The sequence below is a fragment of the Bradyrhizobium daqingense genome, from assembly GCF_021044685.1.
Taxonomy (GTDB): Bacteria; Pseudomonadota; Alphaproteobacteria; order Rhizobiales; family Xanthobacteraceae; genus Bradyrhizobium; species Bradyrhizobium daqingense.
In genome coordinates, this window is sequence record NZ_CP088014.1 from 3,434,032 (window position 1) to 3,449,402 (window position 15,371).

At 63.4% G+C, this 15,371-nt stretch carries 17 protein-coding genes and 2 pseudogenes; 13 read left to right on the forward strand and 6 right to left on the reverse strand.

What is annotated here, in order from left to right; genetic code table 11:
- Positions 1–171: 171 nt before the first annotated feature.
- Positions 172–657 carry a hypothetical protein gene (locus LPJ38_RS16425; protein ID WP_145628324.1) on the reverse strand — a complete coding sequence of 162 codons (486 nt, stop codon included), beginning with the start codon at positions 655–657 and terminating at the stop codon, positions 172–174.
- 134 nt (positions 658–791) lie between these two features.
- Between LPJ38_RS16425 and LPJ38_RS16430 the strand changes: the two genes are divergently transcribed.
- The 5 genes and pseudogenes from LPJ38_RS16430 (at position 792) to LPJ38_RS16450 (ending at position 5,384) form a co-directional block, all read left to right on the forward strand.
- Complete coding sequence (locus LPJ38_RS16430; protein WP_145628322.1) at positions 792–1,004, forward strand: hypothetical protein; 213 nt, start codon at positions 792–794, stop codon at positions 1,002–1,004.
- Positions 1,001–1,411 (forward strand): hypothetical protein, encoded by a 411-nt coding sequence (locus tag LPJ38_RS16435; protein ID WP_145628320.1) that lies wholly within the window; start codon positions 1,001–1,003, stop codon positions 1,409–1,411. Before LPJ38_RS16430 ends, LPJ38_RS16435 begins: the two co-directional genes overlap by 4 nt.
- A gap of 529 nt (positions 1,412–1,940) precedes the next feature.
- Positions 1,941–3,458: a 5-carboxymethyl-2-hydroxymuconate semialdehyde dehydrogenase gene (hpaE, locus tag LPJ38_RS16440; RefSeq protein ID WP_145628318.1), complete on the forward strand. Its 1,518-nt coding sequence runs from the start codon at positions 1,941–1,943 to the stop codon at positions 3,456–3,458.
- Between the two features lie 30 nt (positions 3,459–3,488).
- Complete coding sequence (gene hpaD, locus LPJ38_RS16445; protein WP_145628316.1) at positions 3,489–4,469, forward strand: 3,4-dihydroxyphenylacetate 2,3-dioxygenase; 981 nt, start codon at positions 3,489–3,491, stop codon at positions 4,467–4,469.
- A 46-nt stretch (positions 4,470–4,515) separates the two neighbouring features.
- Positions 4,516–5,384 (forward strand): annotated as a pseudogene (locus LPJ38_RS16450) (fumarylacetoacetate hydrolase family protein).
- Between the two features lie 7 nt (positions 5,385–5,391).
- Here the strand turns inward: LPJ38_RS16450 and LPJ38_RS16455 are convergent.
- Together LPJ38_RS16455 and hppD are read right to left on the reverse strand one after the other, a co-directional pair.
- Positions 5,392–5,688 (reverse strand): Rieske (2Fe-2S) protein, encoded by a 297-nt coding sequence (locus tag LPJ38_RS16455; protein ID WP_208750477.1) that lies wholly within the window; start codon positions 5,686–5,688, stop codon positions 5,392–5,394.
- A gap of 95 nt (positions 5,689–5,783) precedes the next feature.
- Positions 5,784–6,887, reverse strand: coding sequence for a 4-hydroxyphenylpyruvate dioxygenase (hppD, locus tag LPJ38_RS16460; RefSeq protein WP_145628312.1), 1,104 nt, complete (start codon positions 6,885–6,887; stop codon positions 5,784–5,786).
- A gap of 138 nt (positions 6,888–7,025) precedes the next feature.
- Here hppD and LPJ38_RS16465 point away from each other — a divergent pair.
- Positions 7,026–7,484: pseudogene (locus LPJ38_RS16465) on the forward strand (Lrp/AsnC family transcriptional regulator); the annotation flags it as partial.
- Positions 7,485–7,655: 171 nt separating this feature from the next.
- Here the strand turns inward: LPJ38_RS16465 and LPJ38_RS16470 are convergent.
- The gene (locus LPJ38_RS16470) at positions 7,656–8,585 is read right to left on the reverse strand and encodes a LysR substrate-binding domain-containing protein (protein WP_158644730.1); all 930 of its coding nucleotides are present in this window, start codon (positions 8,583–8,585) and stop codon (positions 7,656–7,658) included.
- Positions 8,586–8,699: 114 nt separating this feature from the next.
- Here LPJ38_RS16470 and LPJ38_RS16475 point away from each other — a divergent pair, with 114 nt between their 5' ends.
- A complete protein-coding gene (locus LPJ38_RS16475; protein ID WP_145628306.1) occupies positions 8,700–9,485 on the forward strand; it encodes a 2-keto-4-pentenoate hydratase in 786 nt (261 codons plus the stop codon).
- A 111-nt stretch (positions 9,486–9,596) separates the two neighbouring features.
- Here LPJ38_RS16475 and LPJ38_RS16480 read toward each other — a convergent pair whose 3' ends face one another.
- On the reverse strand, positions 9,597–10,211 hold the full coding sequence (locus tag LPJ38_RS16480) for a TetR/AcrR family transcriptional regulator (protein ID WP_145628305.1): 615 nt from the start codon (positions 10,209–10,211) through the stop codon (positions 9,597–9,599).
- Positions 10,212–10,308: 97 nt separating this feature from the next.
- Between LPJ38_RS16480 and LPJ38_RS16485 the strand changes: the two genes are divergently transcribed.
- Both LPJ38_RS16485 and LPJ38_RS16490 read left to right on the forward strand, forming a co-directional pair.
- Positions 10,309–10,797, forward strand: a complete 489-nt coding sequence (locus LPJ38_RS16485) for a tautomerase enzyme (protein WP_145628303.1) — start codon at positions 10,309–10,311, stop codon at positions 10,795–10,797.
- Positions 10,798–10,812: 15 nt separating this feature from the next.
- Entirely contained in the window at positions 10,813–11,592 is a 780-nt protein-coding gene (locus LPJ38_RS16490; protein WP_145628301.1) for a crotonase/enoyl-CoA hydratase family protein, read from the forward strand.
- 48 nt (positions 11,593–11,640) lie between these two features.
- Here LPJ38_RS16490 and LPJ38_RS16495 read toward each other — a convergent pair whose 3' ends face one another.
- The gene (locus tag LPJ38_RS16495; protein WP_145628299.1) at positions 11,641–12,528 is read right to left on the reverse strand and encodes a VOC family protein; all 888 of its coding nucleotides are present in this window, start codon (positions 12,526–12,528) and stop codon (positions 11,641–11,643) included.
- Between the two features lie 164 nt (positions 12,529–12,692).
- Here LPJ38_RS16495 and LPJ38_RS16500 point away from each other — a divergent pair, with 164 nt between their 5' ends.
- From LPJ38_RS16500 to LPJ38_RS16515, 4 genes are all read left to right on the forward strand, one after another.
- Positions 12,693–13,880 carry a CaiB/BaiF CoA transferase family protein gene (locus LPJ38_RS16500; protein WP_145628297.1) on the forward strand — a complete coding sequence of 396 codons (1,188 nt, stop codon included), beginning with the start codon at positions 12,693–12,695 and terminating at the stop codon, positions 13,878–13,880.
- A 143-nt stretch (positions 13,881–14,023) separates the two neighbouring features.
- Positions 14,024–14,251, forward strand: a complete 228-nt coding sequence (locus LPJ38_RS16505) for a DUF4349 domain-containing protein (RefSeq protein WP_404437873.1) — start codon at positions 14,024–14,026, stop codon at positions 14,249–14,251.
- The gene (locus LPJ38_RS16510; protein ID WP_145628295.1) at positions 14,248–14,427 is read left to right on the forward strand and encodes a hypothetical protein; all 180 of its coding nucleotides are present in this window, start codon (positions 14,248–14,250) and stop codon (positions 14,425–14,427) included. The genes LPJ38_RS16505 and LPJ38_RS16510 overlap by 4 nt, the downstream gene beginning before the upstream one ends.
- A 170-nt stretch (positions 14,428–14,597) precedes the next feature.
- Complete coding sequence (locus LPJ38_RS16515; RefSeq protein ID WP_145628293.1) at positions 14,598–15,257, forward strand: class I SAM-dependent methyltransferase; 660 nt, start codon at positions 14,598–14,600, stop codon at positions 15,255–15,257.
- Positions 15,258–15,371 lie beyond the last annotated feature (114 nt).

Sequence of the window (15,371 nt, forward strand, 5' to 3'; positions counted from 1 at the left end):
TATTGACTGGAAGCGCAGCGCTTTGTTCGTTCTCGTCGCACGCGCAGCAGGCGGGAAAGTCGCCCCGGATAGGCTATCTTGGCGTCACGTCACTTTCCGATAGGCCACCTCTACTCGACACGTTCCGGCAAGGGCTGCGCGAGCGCGGGTGGATTGAAGGCCAGAATATTGTCATCGACTATCGTTTCGCAGAGGGTCGGCTCGACCGGCTGCCCGACCTTGCGGCCGAGCTGGTGCGTTGTGGATCGCGATGTGGATAGGGACGCGATGCGATCCGCACGGATACAGGGCGATCCTCCGCGCGATCGTGAGGGCTTCATCTCCTGATACCTCGAATGCAGAAGGTAGCGCGATAACCGCCGACATGACGATTTGAGGCAGACGCTCGCGCTGCGAAAGCGGCGTCCGCACCTTTTGAATTTGCTTTACGTCGCGAGCATATGCGAGTGCGGCAGGATCGAGGTACATTGCGGGCGCATCGGGCGGTAGGAGCACCTCCACGTGGGCCAGATCCCCTCGCAACGCTGAGTAATCGAACGCTGCGATCTCGGGTCGAGGGTCCATCATGATCGTGCGGCCCGAATAGGCGAAACTCTTTGTCACGCCACCGGTGACGGTGAGGCTGATCGGTGTCGCCCGCACGTACGGAATTGCCAAGGTGCTGTCCTTTCTCGCAACTTAATATATTGAGCGTGTCGGCAATTCGGAAGCCTGCACGCCGGACAAGATTCTAGCCTTGGCGTTTTTCCGGCATCCATGGTCTCGTAGCAGAATGGATGGAGGAGAATTCCATGAAGAAGGCTGCTACGCTCATACGTGAAATCGAGATCAACAACAAAAAGTTGGCGCTATTGCAGAGGGATCACGCCCGCATCGGGCAGGAGATTTCGGATTTGGCCGCATCCAACAAGGTGAAGATCTCGAGCTCATCGGGACCACAGTTGAAAGCATGGATCTTAGCCAAGTGCCGATCGACCTGCTCGTTTCGAGAGTGTCAAAGTTGACCGAGGGGCTGATTGAGGAAGATCGAGTCAGCGAAGACGATACAGCGGTTTTCGTGAAGTTCGGGCGCAACGCCTCGGCGGCGAAGCGCCAGGTGCTCGTTTCGGCGGGGCTCCACTGGCACGGCCGGGATGGCGGATGGGTCGGCCGGGTGACCGAAGCGCAGCTTGCCAGCCTGCGTAAGACGTTCGGAGACCGCGTGAGCGCGTTGAAGGGTGAGGATGCGGGCGATCCCCTTGGGGAGCCGCCGGCTGGCGCTCCAGGCGAGGTCTCTGCCGACGTGGCGGCCATCGTGCCTTCGGTCGAGGCCGATGAAGGGCACGGAGAACGAGCAACTGATCAGGTCCAGCCTGCACCCAGTTTGGGGCTGCCGTCCTTCTCGTTTCCGCGCCGTCCTGTGCAGCCCTGAGTGACGCCCGGGCGCAATCCATGGGATGGTGCCCAGCTGCCGTGCTTGCAGGCTGCAGCACTGAGGTGCTACACACCGGACCGGTGTTGCCTGATTTAGTTAGGTTTTTCAGGTGCGTAGCTGCAACGGCGATGTGGCCCAAATCTAGGTGGGGTCCCTCCCGCCCCAGCCAGAAGCTTCGGTCCCTATGAATCTGCTGACGAAAACCGCGCCGGTCGGGGTCGCAGCGCGGCGACGCATTGCCGCCGCGAAGGGTGGTCCGGTGAGCGTCCGCTTATCGTCAAACCGCGTCAACTGCATCTGCTCGAACGAGCCGACGGTTGGATATCCCGGGAACTGCCTCGAGCGAAGGCCGCGCTGTCGCGAAAGTTCTTGACACGCGGCACAATACTTAACATGTTAAGTATATCGGTTGGCGTCCGAAAATTGACGCGCGTGAGCTGCGGCGTCATTGGTCCGCGGCTTTGCGAAAACAAATCGAGGTCGCTGCCCGCGTGCGGCGCTGCAAAAGCAAAGGGAGTGAACCGTCATGTCCAAGCTCCAGGAGAATATCGACAAGGCGGAGTGTCATCTTGCCCGCTTCAAGGAGAAGGGCGTGCTCAACCGCATCGGCGGTGAGGACATCCCGGCTGCGGACAACGCGACTTTCGAAACGATCTCTCCGGTCGACCTCAAGCCGCTCGCCGGGGTCGCGCACGGCAAGGCCGCGGACATCGATCGCGCCGCGAAGGCGGCGCAGGCGGCATTTCCGCAATGGGCCGAAACGCCCGGCGACGCGCGAAAGAAGCTGTTGCACAAGGTGGCTGACGCTATCGTCGCCCGCGCCGAAGAGATTGCCTTCGTCGAATGCATGGATACCGGCCAATCGTTGAAGTTCATGGCCAAGGCCGCACTACGGGGTGCCGAGAACTTCCGCTTCTATGCCGATCGCGCGCCCGAGGCGCGCGATGGCAAGTCGCTTCGCACCGATGGCCAGGTGAACATCACGACCCGCGTGCCGATCGGTCCGGTGGGCATCATCACGCCCTGGAATACGCCCTTCATGCTGTCGACGTGGAAGATCGCGCCGGCGCTCGCCGCCGGCTGCACCATCGTGCACAAGCCCGCCGAATTCTCGCCATTGACGGCGCGTCTGCTGATCGAGATCGCGGAGGAGGCCGGCCTGCCCAGGGGCGTCTGGAATCTCGTGAACGGATTCGGCGAGGATGCCGGCAAGGCCCTGACCGAGCATCCGCTGATCAAGGCGATCGGCTTCGTCGGCGAAAGCCGCACCGGATCGATGATCATGAAGCAGGGTGCCGATACGCTGAAGCGCGTTCATTTCGAGCTGGGCGGCAAGAACCCGGTGATCGTGTTCGCCGATGCCGACCTTGAGCGTGCCGCGGACGCGGCGGTGTTCATGATCTACTCTCTGAACGGCGAACGCTGCACCTCGTCCTCGCGTCTTCTCGTCGAGGCCAGCATCTACGACAAGTTCACGGCCATCGTTGGTGAGAAGGCCAGCCGCATCAAAGTCGGCCACCCTCTTGATCCCGAGACCGTCATCGGTCCGTTGATCCATCCGGTTCACGAGACGAAGGTGCTCGAATACATGGAGATCGCCAGGTCCGAGGGCGCGACGATCGCCACCGGCGGCCACAAGGTCGACGGTCCCGGCGGCGGCTGCTACGTCGCCCCGACGCTCTTCACTGGTGCCAACAACCGGATGCGCATCGCACAGGAGGAAATCTTCGGGCCGGTGTTGACGGCGATTCCGTTCAAGGACGAGGCGGAGGCGCTGGCACTCGCCAACGACGTCCAGTACGGCCTTACCGGTTACCTCTGGACCGCCGATGTGACGCGTGCCTTCCGCTTCACCGACCGGCTGCAAGCCGGAATGATCTGGGTCAATTCGGAGAATGTCCGCCATCTGCCGACGCCGTTCGGCGGCGTGAAGAGCTCAGGCATCGGCCGGGACGGCGGCGATTGGTCGTTCGATTTCTACATGGAGACGAAGAACGTTGCGTTCGCCACGACCGCGCACAACATTCAAAAACTAGGCGGCTAAGCGCTCCGCAACAGACCTGAGGAGGACATGATGGCCTTGCCTGCGCCCAACCTTTATCCGCCCTTCAATATCGTCCGTCTCAGTCACGTCGAATTCTGCGTGACCGATCTGGCGAGGTCGCGGGATTTCTATGTCGACACGCTCGGCTTGCAGGTGACGGACGAAAGCTCCGATGTGATCTATCTTCGGGCGATGGAAGAGCGCGGCCACCATTGCATCGTCCTGAGAAAGTCGGACAAGGTCGAAGCCCGCGATCTCGGCTTCAAGCTGTTCGGCGAAGAAGACCTCGACAAGGCAGTGCACTTCTTCGGGAGCAAGGACTTGCCGGTCGAATGGGTCGAGCGTCCCTATCAATCGCGCACGTTCCGCACCCGCGATCCCCATGGCATTCCGCTCGAGTTCTATTCCAGGATGGACCGGCTGCCGCCGATCCATCAGAAATACGCCCTCTACAAGGGCGTGAAGCCGCTGCGGATCGATCACTTCAACTGCTTCTCGCCCAACGTCGACGAATCCGTCGCCTTCTACAATGAGATCGGCTTCCGCGTGACGGAGTACACGGCGGACGAGGAGACCGGCCGGCTCTGGGCGGCCTGGACCCACCGCAAGGGCGGCGTCCACGATCTCGCCTTTACCAATGGCCGCGGCCCGCGCCTGCACCACACCGCATTCTGGGTGCCGACCCCGCTCAACATCATCGATCTGCTCGACCTCATGGCGACCACCGGATGGGTCTCCAACATCGAACGCGGTCCGGGCCGCCACGGCATCTCGAATGCCTTCTTCCTCTATATCCTCGATCCGGATGGCCACCGCATCGAAATCTACTGCTCGGACTACCAGACGGTCGATCCCGATCTCGAGCCGATCAAGTGGGACCTGAAGGACCCGCAGCGGCAGACGCTGTGGGGGGCGCCCGCGCCAAAATCCTGGTTCGAGCATGGCAGCCTGTTCGCCGGCGTTCAGCCGCGCGCCGCCGAGTTGGCGGCGCAACCCATCATCGCCCCCTGACCCCAGCATTCGCATCTCGCCCTGAATGCGAGAGGAAAGGCGCTCCATGTCTCGTCCGAGATTCGTCAGCTTCACCCGCAATGGCACATCCGGCTACGGGCTCCTGGGCGATCACGGCGTCGTCGACTTGTCCGGCCGACATGGCAAGCGTTGGCGCACGTTGCGTGAGGTGATCGAAGCCGGCGCGCTGATGTCGCTGGCCGAGGAAAGCGCCGCGTTGGCGGTGGATTTTCCTGTCGGGGACTTACGCTATGAGATTCCGGTGCCCGCACCGGAAAAGATCATCTGCGTCGGCGTGAACTTCCCCGACCGGAACGAGGAATACAAGGATGGGCAGGCGGCTCCCTCGAATCCCTCGCTGTTCATCCGCTTTCCGCGCTCGTTCACCGGCCACGAACAAGCGCTGCTGCGTCCCCCCGAGAGTCCGCAGCTCGACTATGAAGGCGAGATCGTCATCGTCATCGGCAAGGGCGGCCGCAGGATCGCGCAGAGCGAGGCGCTCGACCATATCGCCGCACTGTCGCTGTGCAACGAGGCACCATCCGCGACTGGGTGCGGCACGCCAAGTTCAACGTGACGCAAGGCAAGAACTTCGACCGCACCGGTTCGATCGGCCCCTGGCTCATCCCCTATATCGACGAGAGCCAGCTTGCTGACATCAAGCTGGAAACGCGCGTCAACGGCGAAGTCCGCCAGCAGGATCGCACGAGCCGGATGATCTTCTCCTTCCGCAAGATCATCAACTACATCTCGACATTCACGACCCTGGTTCCCGGCGATGTCATCGTGACAGGCACGCCGACGGGCGCCGGCGCGCGTTTCGATCCGCCGATCTGGCTGAAGCCCGGTGATGTCGTGGAGGTGGAGGGGGAGGGCATCGGTGTGCTGCGCAACGCGATTGCGGATGAAGCGTGATCTCCGATCAATGCGCTGATGCGCCATGCACGCGAATTTGGCCGTCGTCGTCCACGACGATGGGAATACCATCGAGCGCGCAGTTCAGGCCCAGTCCCTCGACGCCGGTGCCGTCCCGAACGCGAAATCCGGCGCTATGATTGGTGCAACGAAGCACTTTACCGTCCGCACTCAGCACATTGTCGCCGCGATGATCGAGCGGCAGGTACTGATGCGGGCATGCATTGACATAGGCCGCGAGCGTGCCTGCCGACCTCACGATCAGGATCGGGAAATCAGCCGGGCCGAACTTGATGGATTTCAAGCTCCCTTCGCCAATGTCATGGGCGTCGCACAGGATGGCACCTTCGGCCGGAGCGCCGCGATAGCTCTTCCATGCGTCGGATATAGCTACCTCCTTCAGGACGCCTTCAGCACGCCGCGCTGGATCTGATCGGCCTCGATGCTCTCGAACAGGGCCTTGAAGTTGCCCTCGCCAAAACCATCATCGCCCTTCCGCTGGATGAACTCGAAGAAGATCGGGCCGATCACGGTCTTGGAGAAGATCTGAAGCAGGATGCGGGTCTGCCCGCCATTCACCACGCCTTCGCCGTCGATGAGGATTCCGTGCTTGCGCATGCGCTCAAGCGGCTCGGTATGGTCCTTCACGCGATCGAACGACTTGTCGTAGTAGATCGCGGGCGGGCCTGGCATGAATTCGAGCCCGCGACCGGCGATGGCGTCGGTCGCCGCATAGATGTCGTCGGTGCCGACCGCGATATGCTGGATGCCCTCGCCCTTGTACTGGCGCAGATATTCCTCGATCTGGCTCTTGTCGTCGGCGCTTTCGTTGATCGGGATTCGAATCTTGCCGCAGGGTGACGTCAATGCGCGCGAGGTCAGGCCGGTCAGCTTGCCCGATATGTCGAAATAGCGGATCTCGCGGAAATTGAACGTCTGGCTATAGAACTTGTACCAGGTGTCCATGTTGCCGCGCATGACATTGTGGGTGAGGTGATCGAGATAATAGAATCCCACGCCCTTCGGTGTCGGATCGACCTCGCCGGTCCAGTCATATTCGGCTGAATAGGGCGAGCCCTTCGCGCCATAAGTCTCGACAAGGTATAGCAGAGATCCGCCGATGCCGACGACGGCCGGCACGTCGAGTGACTTGTCGTTGCCGGTGTATTCGGTGCCACCGAGTTCGAGGACGCGCTTCAGCGCGTGCTTGGCATCGACGACGCGCCACGCCATCCCCGGCGCGCAAGGCCCGTGCTCGGCGACGAAGCGGGCGGCATGGGAATTCGGCTCCCGGTTCAGGACGTAATTGATCTTTCCCTGGCGCCAGACGGAGATGTCCTTGGTCTTGTGCCGGGCAACCTCGGTGTAGCCCATCTGCTCGAACAGCGTGGCGAGCTTCTGCGGCTCCGGATGGGCGAACTCGACGAACTCAAAGCCGTCGGTGCCGGCGGGATTGGCTGCCGAAATCGTGGCGGGTGGGGCATCGTGGGGGAAGGGGCCCAATGTCGCGCTCCTGGAAGGGTATCGATCCGGCAAGAAATATACTGCCGGCCCGCTGCACGATCTCCGCAAAATCTGCTCGACAAAGCTAAGTTATGCGTGAAACTTGCAGACAAGTGCATTTGTGTGCAAGGATCACGCATGGACCAGTTCGACGTCAAATTGCTGCAGGCGCTGCAGTCCGACGGCCGCTTGTCGAATTTCGAGCTGGCCGATCTTGTCGGTCTGTCGGCCTCGCAATGTTCGCGCCGCCGCGCCGCGCTCGAGAATGCCGGCACGATCGCGAGCTATCAAGCCCATCTCGATGGAGAGGCGCTTGGTCTCGGCATCGTCGTCTTCGTGCAGGTGACGCTCGCAACGCACTCGCCGGACAATTCGAGGCGCTTCCTCAAGCTGATCGAGAGCCTGGAGGAGGTGCAGGAGGCATACGCGCTGACCGGTGAGGCGGACTATCTCATCAAGGTGACGATCACCGATCTGAAGGCACTGTCACGTCTGCTCAACGAGGTCTTCCTGCCGCACGACAGCGTTGCGCATGTGCGCTCGTCCATCGTTCTCAATCGCTTGAAGCAGACGTCCCAATTGCCGCTCGGGCATCTGATGCCTGCCGACAAGAGCAAGGCCGGCAATTCGCGGCCGCGAAGCAGCGCTCGTCCCCAGGTCAAGCGATCGATGAAGGCCAGGTGAGGGCGTGATGACGGCGTCTGTGTCAGAGCCGGTTCGGCCTGGCAAACGAGGTTTTTTCGGTGTCCCTTGAGCGAAACTCAATGCTCAGTCGGGCGCGCTCTTTCGAGTGGATTTCCTGGCTGGCGCCTTCTTCGTGCTCTGCTGGTTGCAAGCTTCGCACAGCCATGTGGCGAATGCGGCGACGGCGGGGTCGTCCGCCATGCGCTGTTCGTATTCGAGCACGAAGTGACGCCGCGTCGGGCGGACGATGTGATGTGCCTTGACGAGATCGAGCTGCGCAAGATCGGTCGTGAGCAGGCTCTCGATCGCGATGACCGCGCCGAGCCCGGCGGCCGCAGCTTCGATGGCGAGGCCGAGATTTTCAAAGCTGCTGCCGGCCCGGACCGGCACCTTCGTGAGCTGCGCGTGGTCGAGCCAGCGCCGCCAATCGTCCGGCCGCGGCCTGTTGTGCAGCAGCGGAACGGATGTGAAGTCGAGCGCGCCATCCTTCAGCAGGCCGGGCGAGCAGACAGGCACGGTGGCGATCGGCAGCAGCGGCCGGGTGACGAGGCCGGCTCTCGGTTGTCCGTCCGAGACGGCAATGACGGCATCGTAGCGGCTGGCAAGAAGATCAACAGGATTGGCGCTGGTGTGCAGATCGATCTCCAGCTCGGGATGCGCGGCCATGAGCCCCGGCCAGATCGGCAGGAGAAAACGCGACAGGAAGAATCCGTAGACGCCGACGGATAGCCGTCTGAACTGCCGCAAGTGCAGGCCTTCGGCGGCATCCGCAATGCGGTCGAGGGCCTCGCGGGTGGAATCGGCGAAGGCCTTGCCGGCCGAGGTCAGGATCAGGCCACGTGATCCCCGCAGGAACAGCGCGGTGCCCATGCGCACTTCGAGCGCACGGACGTGCCGGCTGACGGCGCCGACCGTGACGTTCAGCTCGTCGGCGGCGCGCGTGATCGACAGATGTCGTGCGGCCGCTTCGAATGCCCGCACGGCATGCAGTGGAGGAAGTCGACGTGAAGCCATGATCGTGCGCCCTGCGGGATGACCGCGCCTTGAGTTTCGCTCAAGGCGCCCGCCCAAGAAGTCGTTTGCGTGGAGGGCTGTCAAGCCATACCCGAACATCGTGAGGTGACGACAATGGATCAGCCGACCCAACGTGAGCTTGCTCGCCTGCTCGCAACCCTGCGCCGCGAAGGACGCCAGCAGAGCGGCCTCGACCAGCGCCTCGTGCCGCCGGACAAGCCGACCGCCTATCGCGTCGCGCGCATGGTCGAGGAGGAACTCGGCCGGACGGTCGCGGGCTGGAAGATTGCGGCCATGAAGGAAGGGCTGCAGCGCGAGCTGCGCACGGACTCGCCGATCTACGGCCGGGTCTACGCTCCGCGCATCAAGACAGCGCCGGTGACGGTCGAACATGCGCGCCAGTGCAGTCCCATTCCGGAAGTCGAATACCAGGCGCGGCTCGGCGCCGATCTCCCGCCGCGGGAGGCGCCTTACAGCATCGCGGAGGTCGAGGAGGCCGTCGCTTCGCTGCATCCGGGCGTGGAGCTGGCCGAGTGCCGCTTCGTCCATGACGCCGCGTTTCCTCCGCTGCCCGCCATCCTTGCGGACGGAGCCGGCAGCGGGACGATTGCCTATGGGCCGCCGATCGAGAACTGGCGGGAGCGCGATATTGCCGGCCAGGAAGTCGTGCTGACCTGCAACGGGATACTGCGGCGGAAAGGCAGCGCGGCGATCGCGCTGGATCATCCGATCGTACCCGTGACATGGCTCGCCAACGAACTCTCGCGCACCGGCATCGGCCTGAAGGCGGGACAGATGATCAGCACCGGTACGTTGACGGGAATGTTGAGACCGAAGGCCGGCGAGACGTTCGTCGCTGATTTCGGTCCTTTCGGCAGCGTGACGGTGACATACGCGTGATCTGATCGAACGAACAATTCCAGAAAACAGTAAGTCGGACGTGCAGCGCGACGATATCGCCAGACCCGACCGAAGCACGACGTTGACGTCCGCGGCTCTCGCTTCTCAACGCTATGGCTTGTCGATTGCGCTCTTCAGCAGAAGCTCGAGCTCGTGGCTGACCTCCTCCAGGGGCTGGGCGCTGCGCGCAGCCCTGCACATCGCGACCGTACCTTCGACCGATGCGACGATCAGCGTGGCAAGCCGCCGTGCGCGCGCGGCGGTGAGGCCTTCCTGCTTCAGCGCATTGGACAGGATCTGCTGCCAGTCCGCAAAGATGCCCTGAGCGAGATCGAGCAGATGATGCTGGATCGCCTGTGCGCCGGCGGTTTCCTGATCGGAGGGGTCGCTGACATATTCCTCGACGGCGACTGCCAGGATCGGACATCCGGCCTGGTAGTTCGTCTGCTCCAGCGTCCTCTTCCAAAGCGTGATGAAGGCGCGCAGGCCGGCCATGGCGCCCCGTTCGCTGGTGAGATGCCGCAGCGGACCGCTGACCTGGGCGCCCGCAAAGACGATGGCATCTTCGATCAGCTGCCGTTTGCCCCCGGGGAAATGATGGCTGATCGATCCGCGCGGCGTGCCGGTGTGACGCACGACTTCCCGCACGCTCGTCGCATTCACCCCGCGGCGGCTCATCAGGTCGGCGGCCCCGGCCACCATTTTCGCTCTCGTCTCGGACGTCATCAGGCACCTCGTCACCCGAGGCTACAATATGACAGTTGACATAGCCAGCGCCGCGTGGGTCTATGTCACGTGACATAGTCAGCCCGGAGAGATCGAGATGACTTTTATCCATGTGATGACCCCGCAGGGACGATTGAGCGGCCAGCAGCGCCGGGTGCTGGCAAAGACGCTGACGGATGCCGTGCTGGTGCCCGAGGTCGGCCGGCTCGTTCCCCAGGCGCGGCGAGGTTACCAGGTGCATTTCCTCGAGCGGCCGCTCGACATGATCGCGCATGGCGGAGAGTTGCTGTCGGATCAGCCGAGCGACGTCATGGTGGTGGATGTCGTCGTGATGGACTGCTGCTGGACCCGCGAGGACCGGGCCACCGTCATTCGCAATGTGCTGAGGGCGCTCGCCGATGCTTGCGAGATGAAGCAGCCGTCTCCGAGCTGGTGGGTCAATTTCCGCATCATCGAGGAGGGCAATTGGGGTTCACGCGGCGGCGTGCTGTCGTTCCTCGACATTCTCCAGGAGGGCGCAGCAGCATTCCCGCCGGAGCGGGCCGCAGCCATTCGAACCGCACTTGCCATCAAGAACGACAGGTAGACAGGAGGCGCTCGCATGACCACCGAAGGCACGATCCGCACCGAGGCGCATGATCACGTCCTGAAGATCATCATCGACAATCCCGCGAAGAAGAACTCCTTCTCGCCGTTGATGATGGATCTGCTGTCCGACGCCTTGACCGAGCTGCACGACAACAACGGCTACCGGGTCGGCGTGATCTGCGCCGAAGGCAAGGACTTCACCGCCGGCCTCGACATGCCGAAATTCTTCGGGCCGAACGCGGAGAAGCGGAACGTCAGGGAAGGCAATGTCGACGTCTTCGGCCTCACCAAGCGTTGCAAGAAGCCGATCGTGACGGCGACGCAAGGCATCGTCTACACCGTCGGCATCGAGCTGATGCTGGCCGGCGACATCGTGGTGGCCGCTGACGACAGCCGATTCTGCCAGATGGAGGCGAAGCGCGGCATCGCCCCCCTGGGCGGCGCGCATTTCCGCTACCTGTCCCGCGCAGGCTGGGGCAATGCCATGTACCACCTCTTCCTTTGCGACGAGTTCACCGCGCCGCGCGCCCGTGAGATCGGCCTCGTCCAGGAGGTCGTGCCGGCAGGGCAGCAGGTCGCCCGCGCCATGGAGATCGCGGCGATCATCGCCCGCAACGCACCGCTCGGCATTCAGGTGACCAAAGAGGCGGCCGCGACCTACACCGAGCAGGGCGAGGCGGCCGCGATCGCCTGCATCCCGGCGATCCGAGACCGCGTGCTCAAGAGCGCCGACGCGCGCGAGGGAATCCAGTCCTTCATCGAACGGCGGCCTGCAGTGTTCCAGGGGCGGTGAGCCAAGTCCGTGGCGAGCGGCCCGTCGCGATCTCAGGGGCCGCGCCGCCTATCCCTCGTACTGGTCCGGACCCATCGCCCACGATGCGTCATCGTGACCGAACGCATAGTTCCGGTTGTTGATCGCGGGATTGCGGTTGACCATCGGCCGCATGAACATCGGGTGGGTGGCGCTGCGCACCTCGTGCTCGACGGTGAAGAGGTGCCCGCCGCCGTCGAGCTCGACGATGTCGCGGAACCGGTACTGGTATTGATTGTCCTCGCGGGAGATCAGGTCGCGCGCGAGGAGCTTGCGGTAGGGGCCGGAGAAATCCGTGATGTACATCTGCACGTGGTGACCGTCATAGTCGCCCGGCGGCCGGTCGGTCTCGCGAAACAGCAGGTGCTGGTCGCGGCCCGTCTTCACTGCGGCAACCCTGCCGTCGCCGTCCAGCAAACGCGCGGGCATGCCCATGATTTCCGGATAGAACGCGCAGATGCCGGCGGCCGAACCCACCGGCACGTCGAACTCGACATAGGGAATGCCGAGCGCGATGCGCCCGAAGCGCGCGGCGTCCGGCTCGTAGCAGCGCAGGCGGTTGCCCCACGGGCAGGTCGCCTCGACATGATCGTTATGGGCGGTGAATGCGAAGGCCGTGCCTTCGAGCTTCTTCGCGACCGATGCGAGCCGCGCCAGCAGCGCCTCGCGCCCAGCGATGACGAGCCCGATATGGCCGCGCAGCACTTGCGGCTTGCCGCTCGGCAGATGGAACTGGCTCCGTCCGGCGTTGATCCACATGTTGGTGTCGGAGACCATCAGATAGGGATCGCGGGTGAGCCCGAGCCCGGCGACGTAGAACAGCGTGGCGAGGCGCTGGTCCGGGACCTGGACGTTGACGTGCTCGAAATGGATCGCGTTGCCGAGATCTTCTGCGGATCGATCGAATTGTTGCGGCATGGCTGCGGGCTTCTCGCTGGGGGCCGATAGGACGCACATTAGAGCAGAATTTCCGCCCGCCGAAACTATTCACGTCCTGCGCGCAGGGCATCATGTCCATTGCCGCCTTGCTGCGGCGGGCGGTCCCTGTAATCTTGACCAAAACACAAGGGGGAAATGGATCGATGGGAGGAGTTCTGGAAGGCGTCCGCGTTCTCGATTTCGGCCGCTACATCGCGGGTCCCTATTGCGCGACCTTGCTGGCCGAATTCGGTGCCGAAATCATCCGCGTCGAGAAGCGCGACGGCAGCGAGGACCGCTTCGTGGCGCCGGTCGGCGAGAACGGCGAGGGCGCGCTGTTCCTCCAGGTCAATCGCAACAAGAAATCCATCACGCTCGATCCGATGAAGACGGAGGGGCAGGAGGTGATGCGCCGCCTGGTGGCGACCGCGGACGTGGTCGTCGCCAATCTGCCGCCGCAGACCCTGCGCGCGATGAAACTCGATTACGACTCGCTGAAGGCGATCAAGCCCGACATCATCCTGACCACGGCGACCGCGTTCGGCGGCCCGGGGCCCTGGTCCGACCGCGTCGGCTTCGACGGCGTCGGGCAGGTGATGTCGGGTGCGGTCTACATGACGGGCGCGGGCGATCCGCCGTACCGGGCCGCGGTGAACTGGGTCGATTTCGGCACGGCGCTGCATTGCGCGTTCGGAACGCTGGCTGCGCTGATCGAGCGTGGCAAATCCGGGCGCGGGCAGATCGTCGAGGGCGCGCTGCTCGCAACCGCTCTGTCCTTCACCAATGCCACGCTGATCGAGCAGGCGGTCATCGACGTCAACCGCGTGCCCACGGGCAATCTCGGCCAGACCTCGGCCCCGGCCGACATCTACCGCACCAAGGACGGCTGGGTGCTGTGCCAGGTCACCGGGAATCCACTGTTCAAGCGCTGGGCGCGGCTGATGGGCGAGGAGGAGTTTTGGTTCAACGACCCGCGCTTTGCCGACGACATCAGCCGCGGCAACAACGGCCCCGTCATCAGCGAGCGGATGGCGCGCTGGTGTGCCGAGCGCACCACGCAGGAGGCGGTGGACACGCTGGGCCAGGCGATGATCCCGACCGGACCCGTCCTCAGCCCGCAACAGGCGCTGGACCATCCGCACATCCGCGCCGCCGGCTTCATGCAGGAGGTTGACTATCCCGGCCTGCCCAAGCCCGCGCCGGTCGCGCGCGCCGCTGTCCGCCTGTCGGAAACGCCGGGCGGGATCGCAGCACGTCCGCCGACGCTCGGCGAGCACACCGATCGCGTCCTCACCGAGCTCGGCTATGACGAGGCTGCGATCGCCGCGCTTCGGCGAGGCGGGGTGATCTAGCGCCGGCCGCGCGGGGACGGGGGGCCAGAAGCGGCAACGGCGCATCTTGACAGCGCAACGGGCGTGAATATTTTTCCGCCCGGAAGATCGCTCTTCCGATACCGCGAAATCAAAAGGACCGTGAAAGACCGTCAGGAGTGACGATGATGCTCGATCAGGATCTGGCCCGCATCCGTGCGCACCGCAACAACCTCCAGCGCTATCGGCGCCTGCTGAAGACCAAGCTGTCGGAGATCGAACGTCAGTTCATCGAACGGCGCCTCGCCGAGGAGCAGGCCGCACTCGACGCCCTCGCGGCCGAGGTCTTCCCCGCCGCGTTCACCCTTCCGAACATGCCGTCGGCATCCGCTGCAATGGGAGCGGAACGATGAGCGACGTCCGCAACCTGCTGATCCGCGGCAGCGAGAAAGTGATCGAGCACTATCGCGTGCTGCTGGCCAGCGCGAAGACCGAGAGCGAGCGCCAGCTTTATCGTAACAGGATCGAACGCGAGCAGCGCCTGCTGGAAACCCTGCAAGGCGGCATTCCACAGCGTTCGGCAGCGTGAGCCCGCGCCTCGCCCTTCAAGACGCGTGTAGCGCGCAATTTCAGAATGTCACCTCGCGCAGGTTCAAATGTCCACCAAACCTGGTCGGTTGAGTCTGCTTGGAACGGCGGGCGAGTTGCTCAACTTGGGGTTCTTCACTAGGTTCTCTCCGCTTTGAGGGGGAACTGAGAATGACTACAAAACCGGTCTATCGCGGCGACTTTTGCGCCTTTTCGGCCGCCGACGCCGAAGCCCTGCGTGGCCTCATTCGACGCGCCGCAAAGCCTGGGTGCCGCCTTGCCGAGGTCGGAAGCTGGCTGGGAAACGGCAGCACACAGGCCTTCCTGGGCGAGATGTCCGACCTCAGAGGGGCTCGCCTCTTGTGCGTTGACACCTGGAAGGGATCGTTTGGCGTCAAGCGTCACTCGGACCTGGTCAAGGATTACGATGTTCTCTCGACATTTCGATCGAACATCGGCGACACGTCGAGCGTCGATATTCTGATCGCCGATAGCTGCGATGCCGCAAGCTTCGTGGCCGAGTCAGCGTTCGACCTGGTCTTCGTTGACGCTGATCACCGGTACAAGACCGTAGTGGCGGATATCGCCGCTTGGCTCCCGAAGGTGAAGCCCGGCGGGATCATTTGCGGCCACGATTGCGAGACGAGGCCGACCCCTGAGATACGTGACATGCTGCGGCAATCCCCCGATGTCGACAGTGTGCCGGTCGAACGATTCAAATTCGCGGCAGTTCACCCCGGAGCAATCATCGCGGTCGATGAAGCGTTCGGAGGGCAGGCAAAGCTGATGTCGGACACGACGGCATCAACCATCTGGTTTGTCGAGAGATGAACCTTCGTCCCCGGCAGCCGACGCATTCAGCGAGTTCGTGAGCTCGACCACCGTCGCGTTGGCCTGCTCCAAGCGGTCGCCTCAAGATGAGGCCAAGCGGTACCTTCTGCCGAT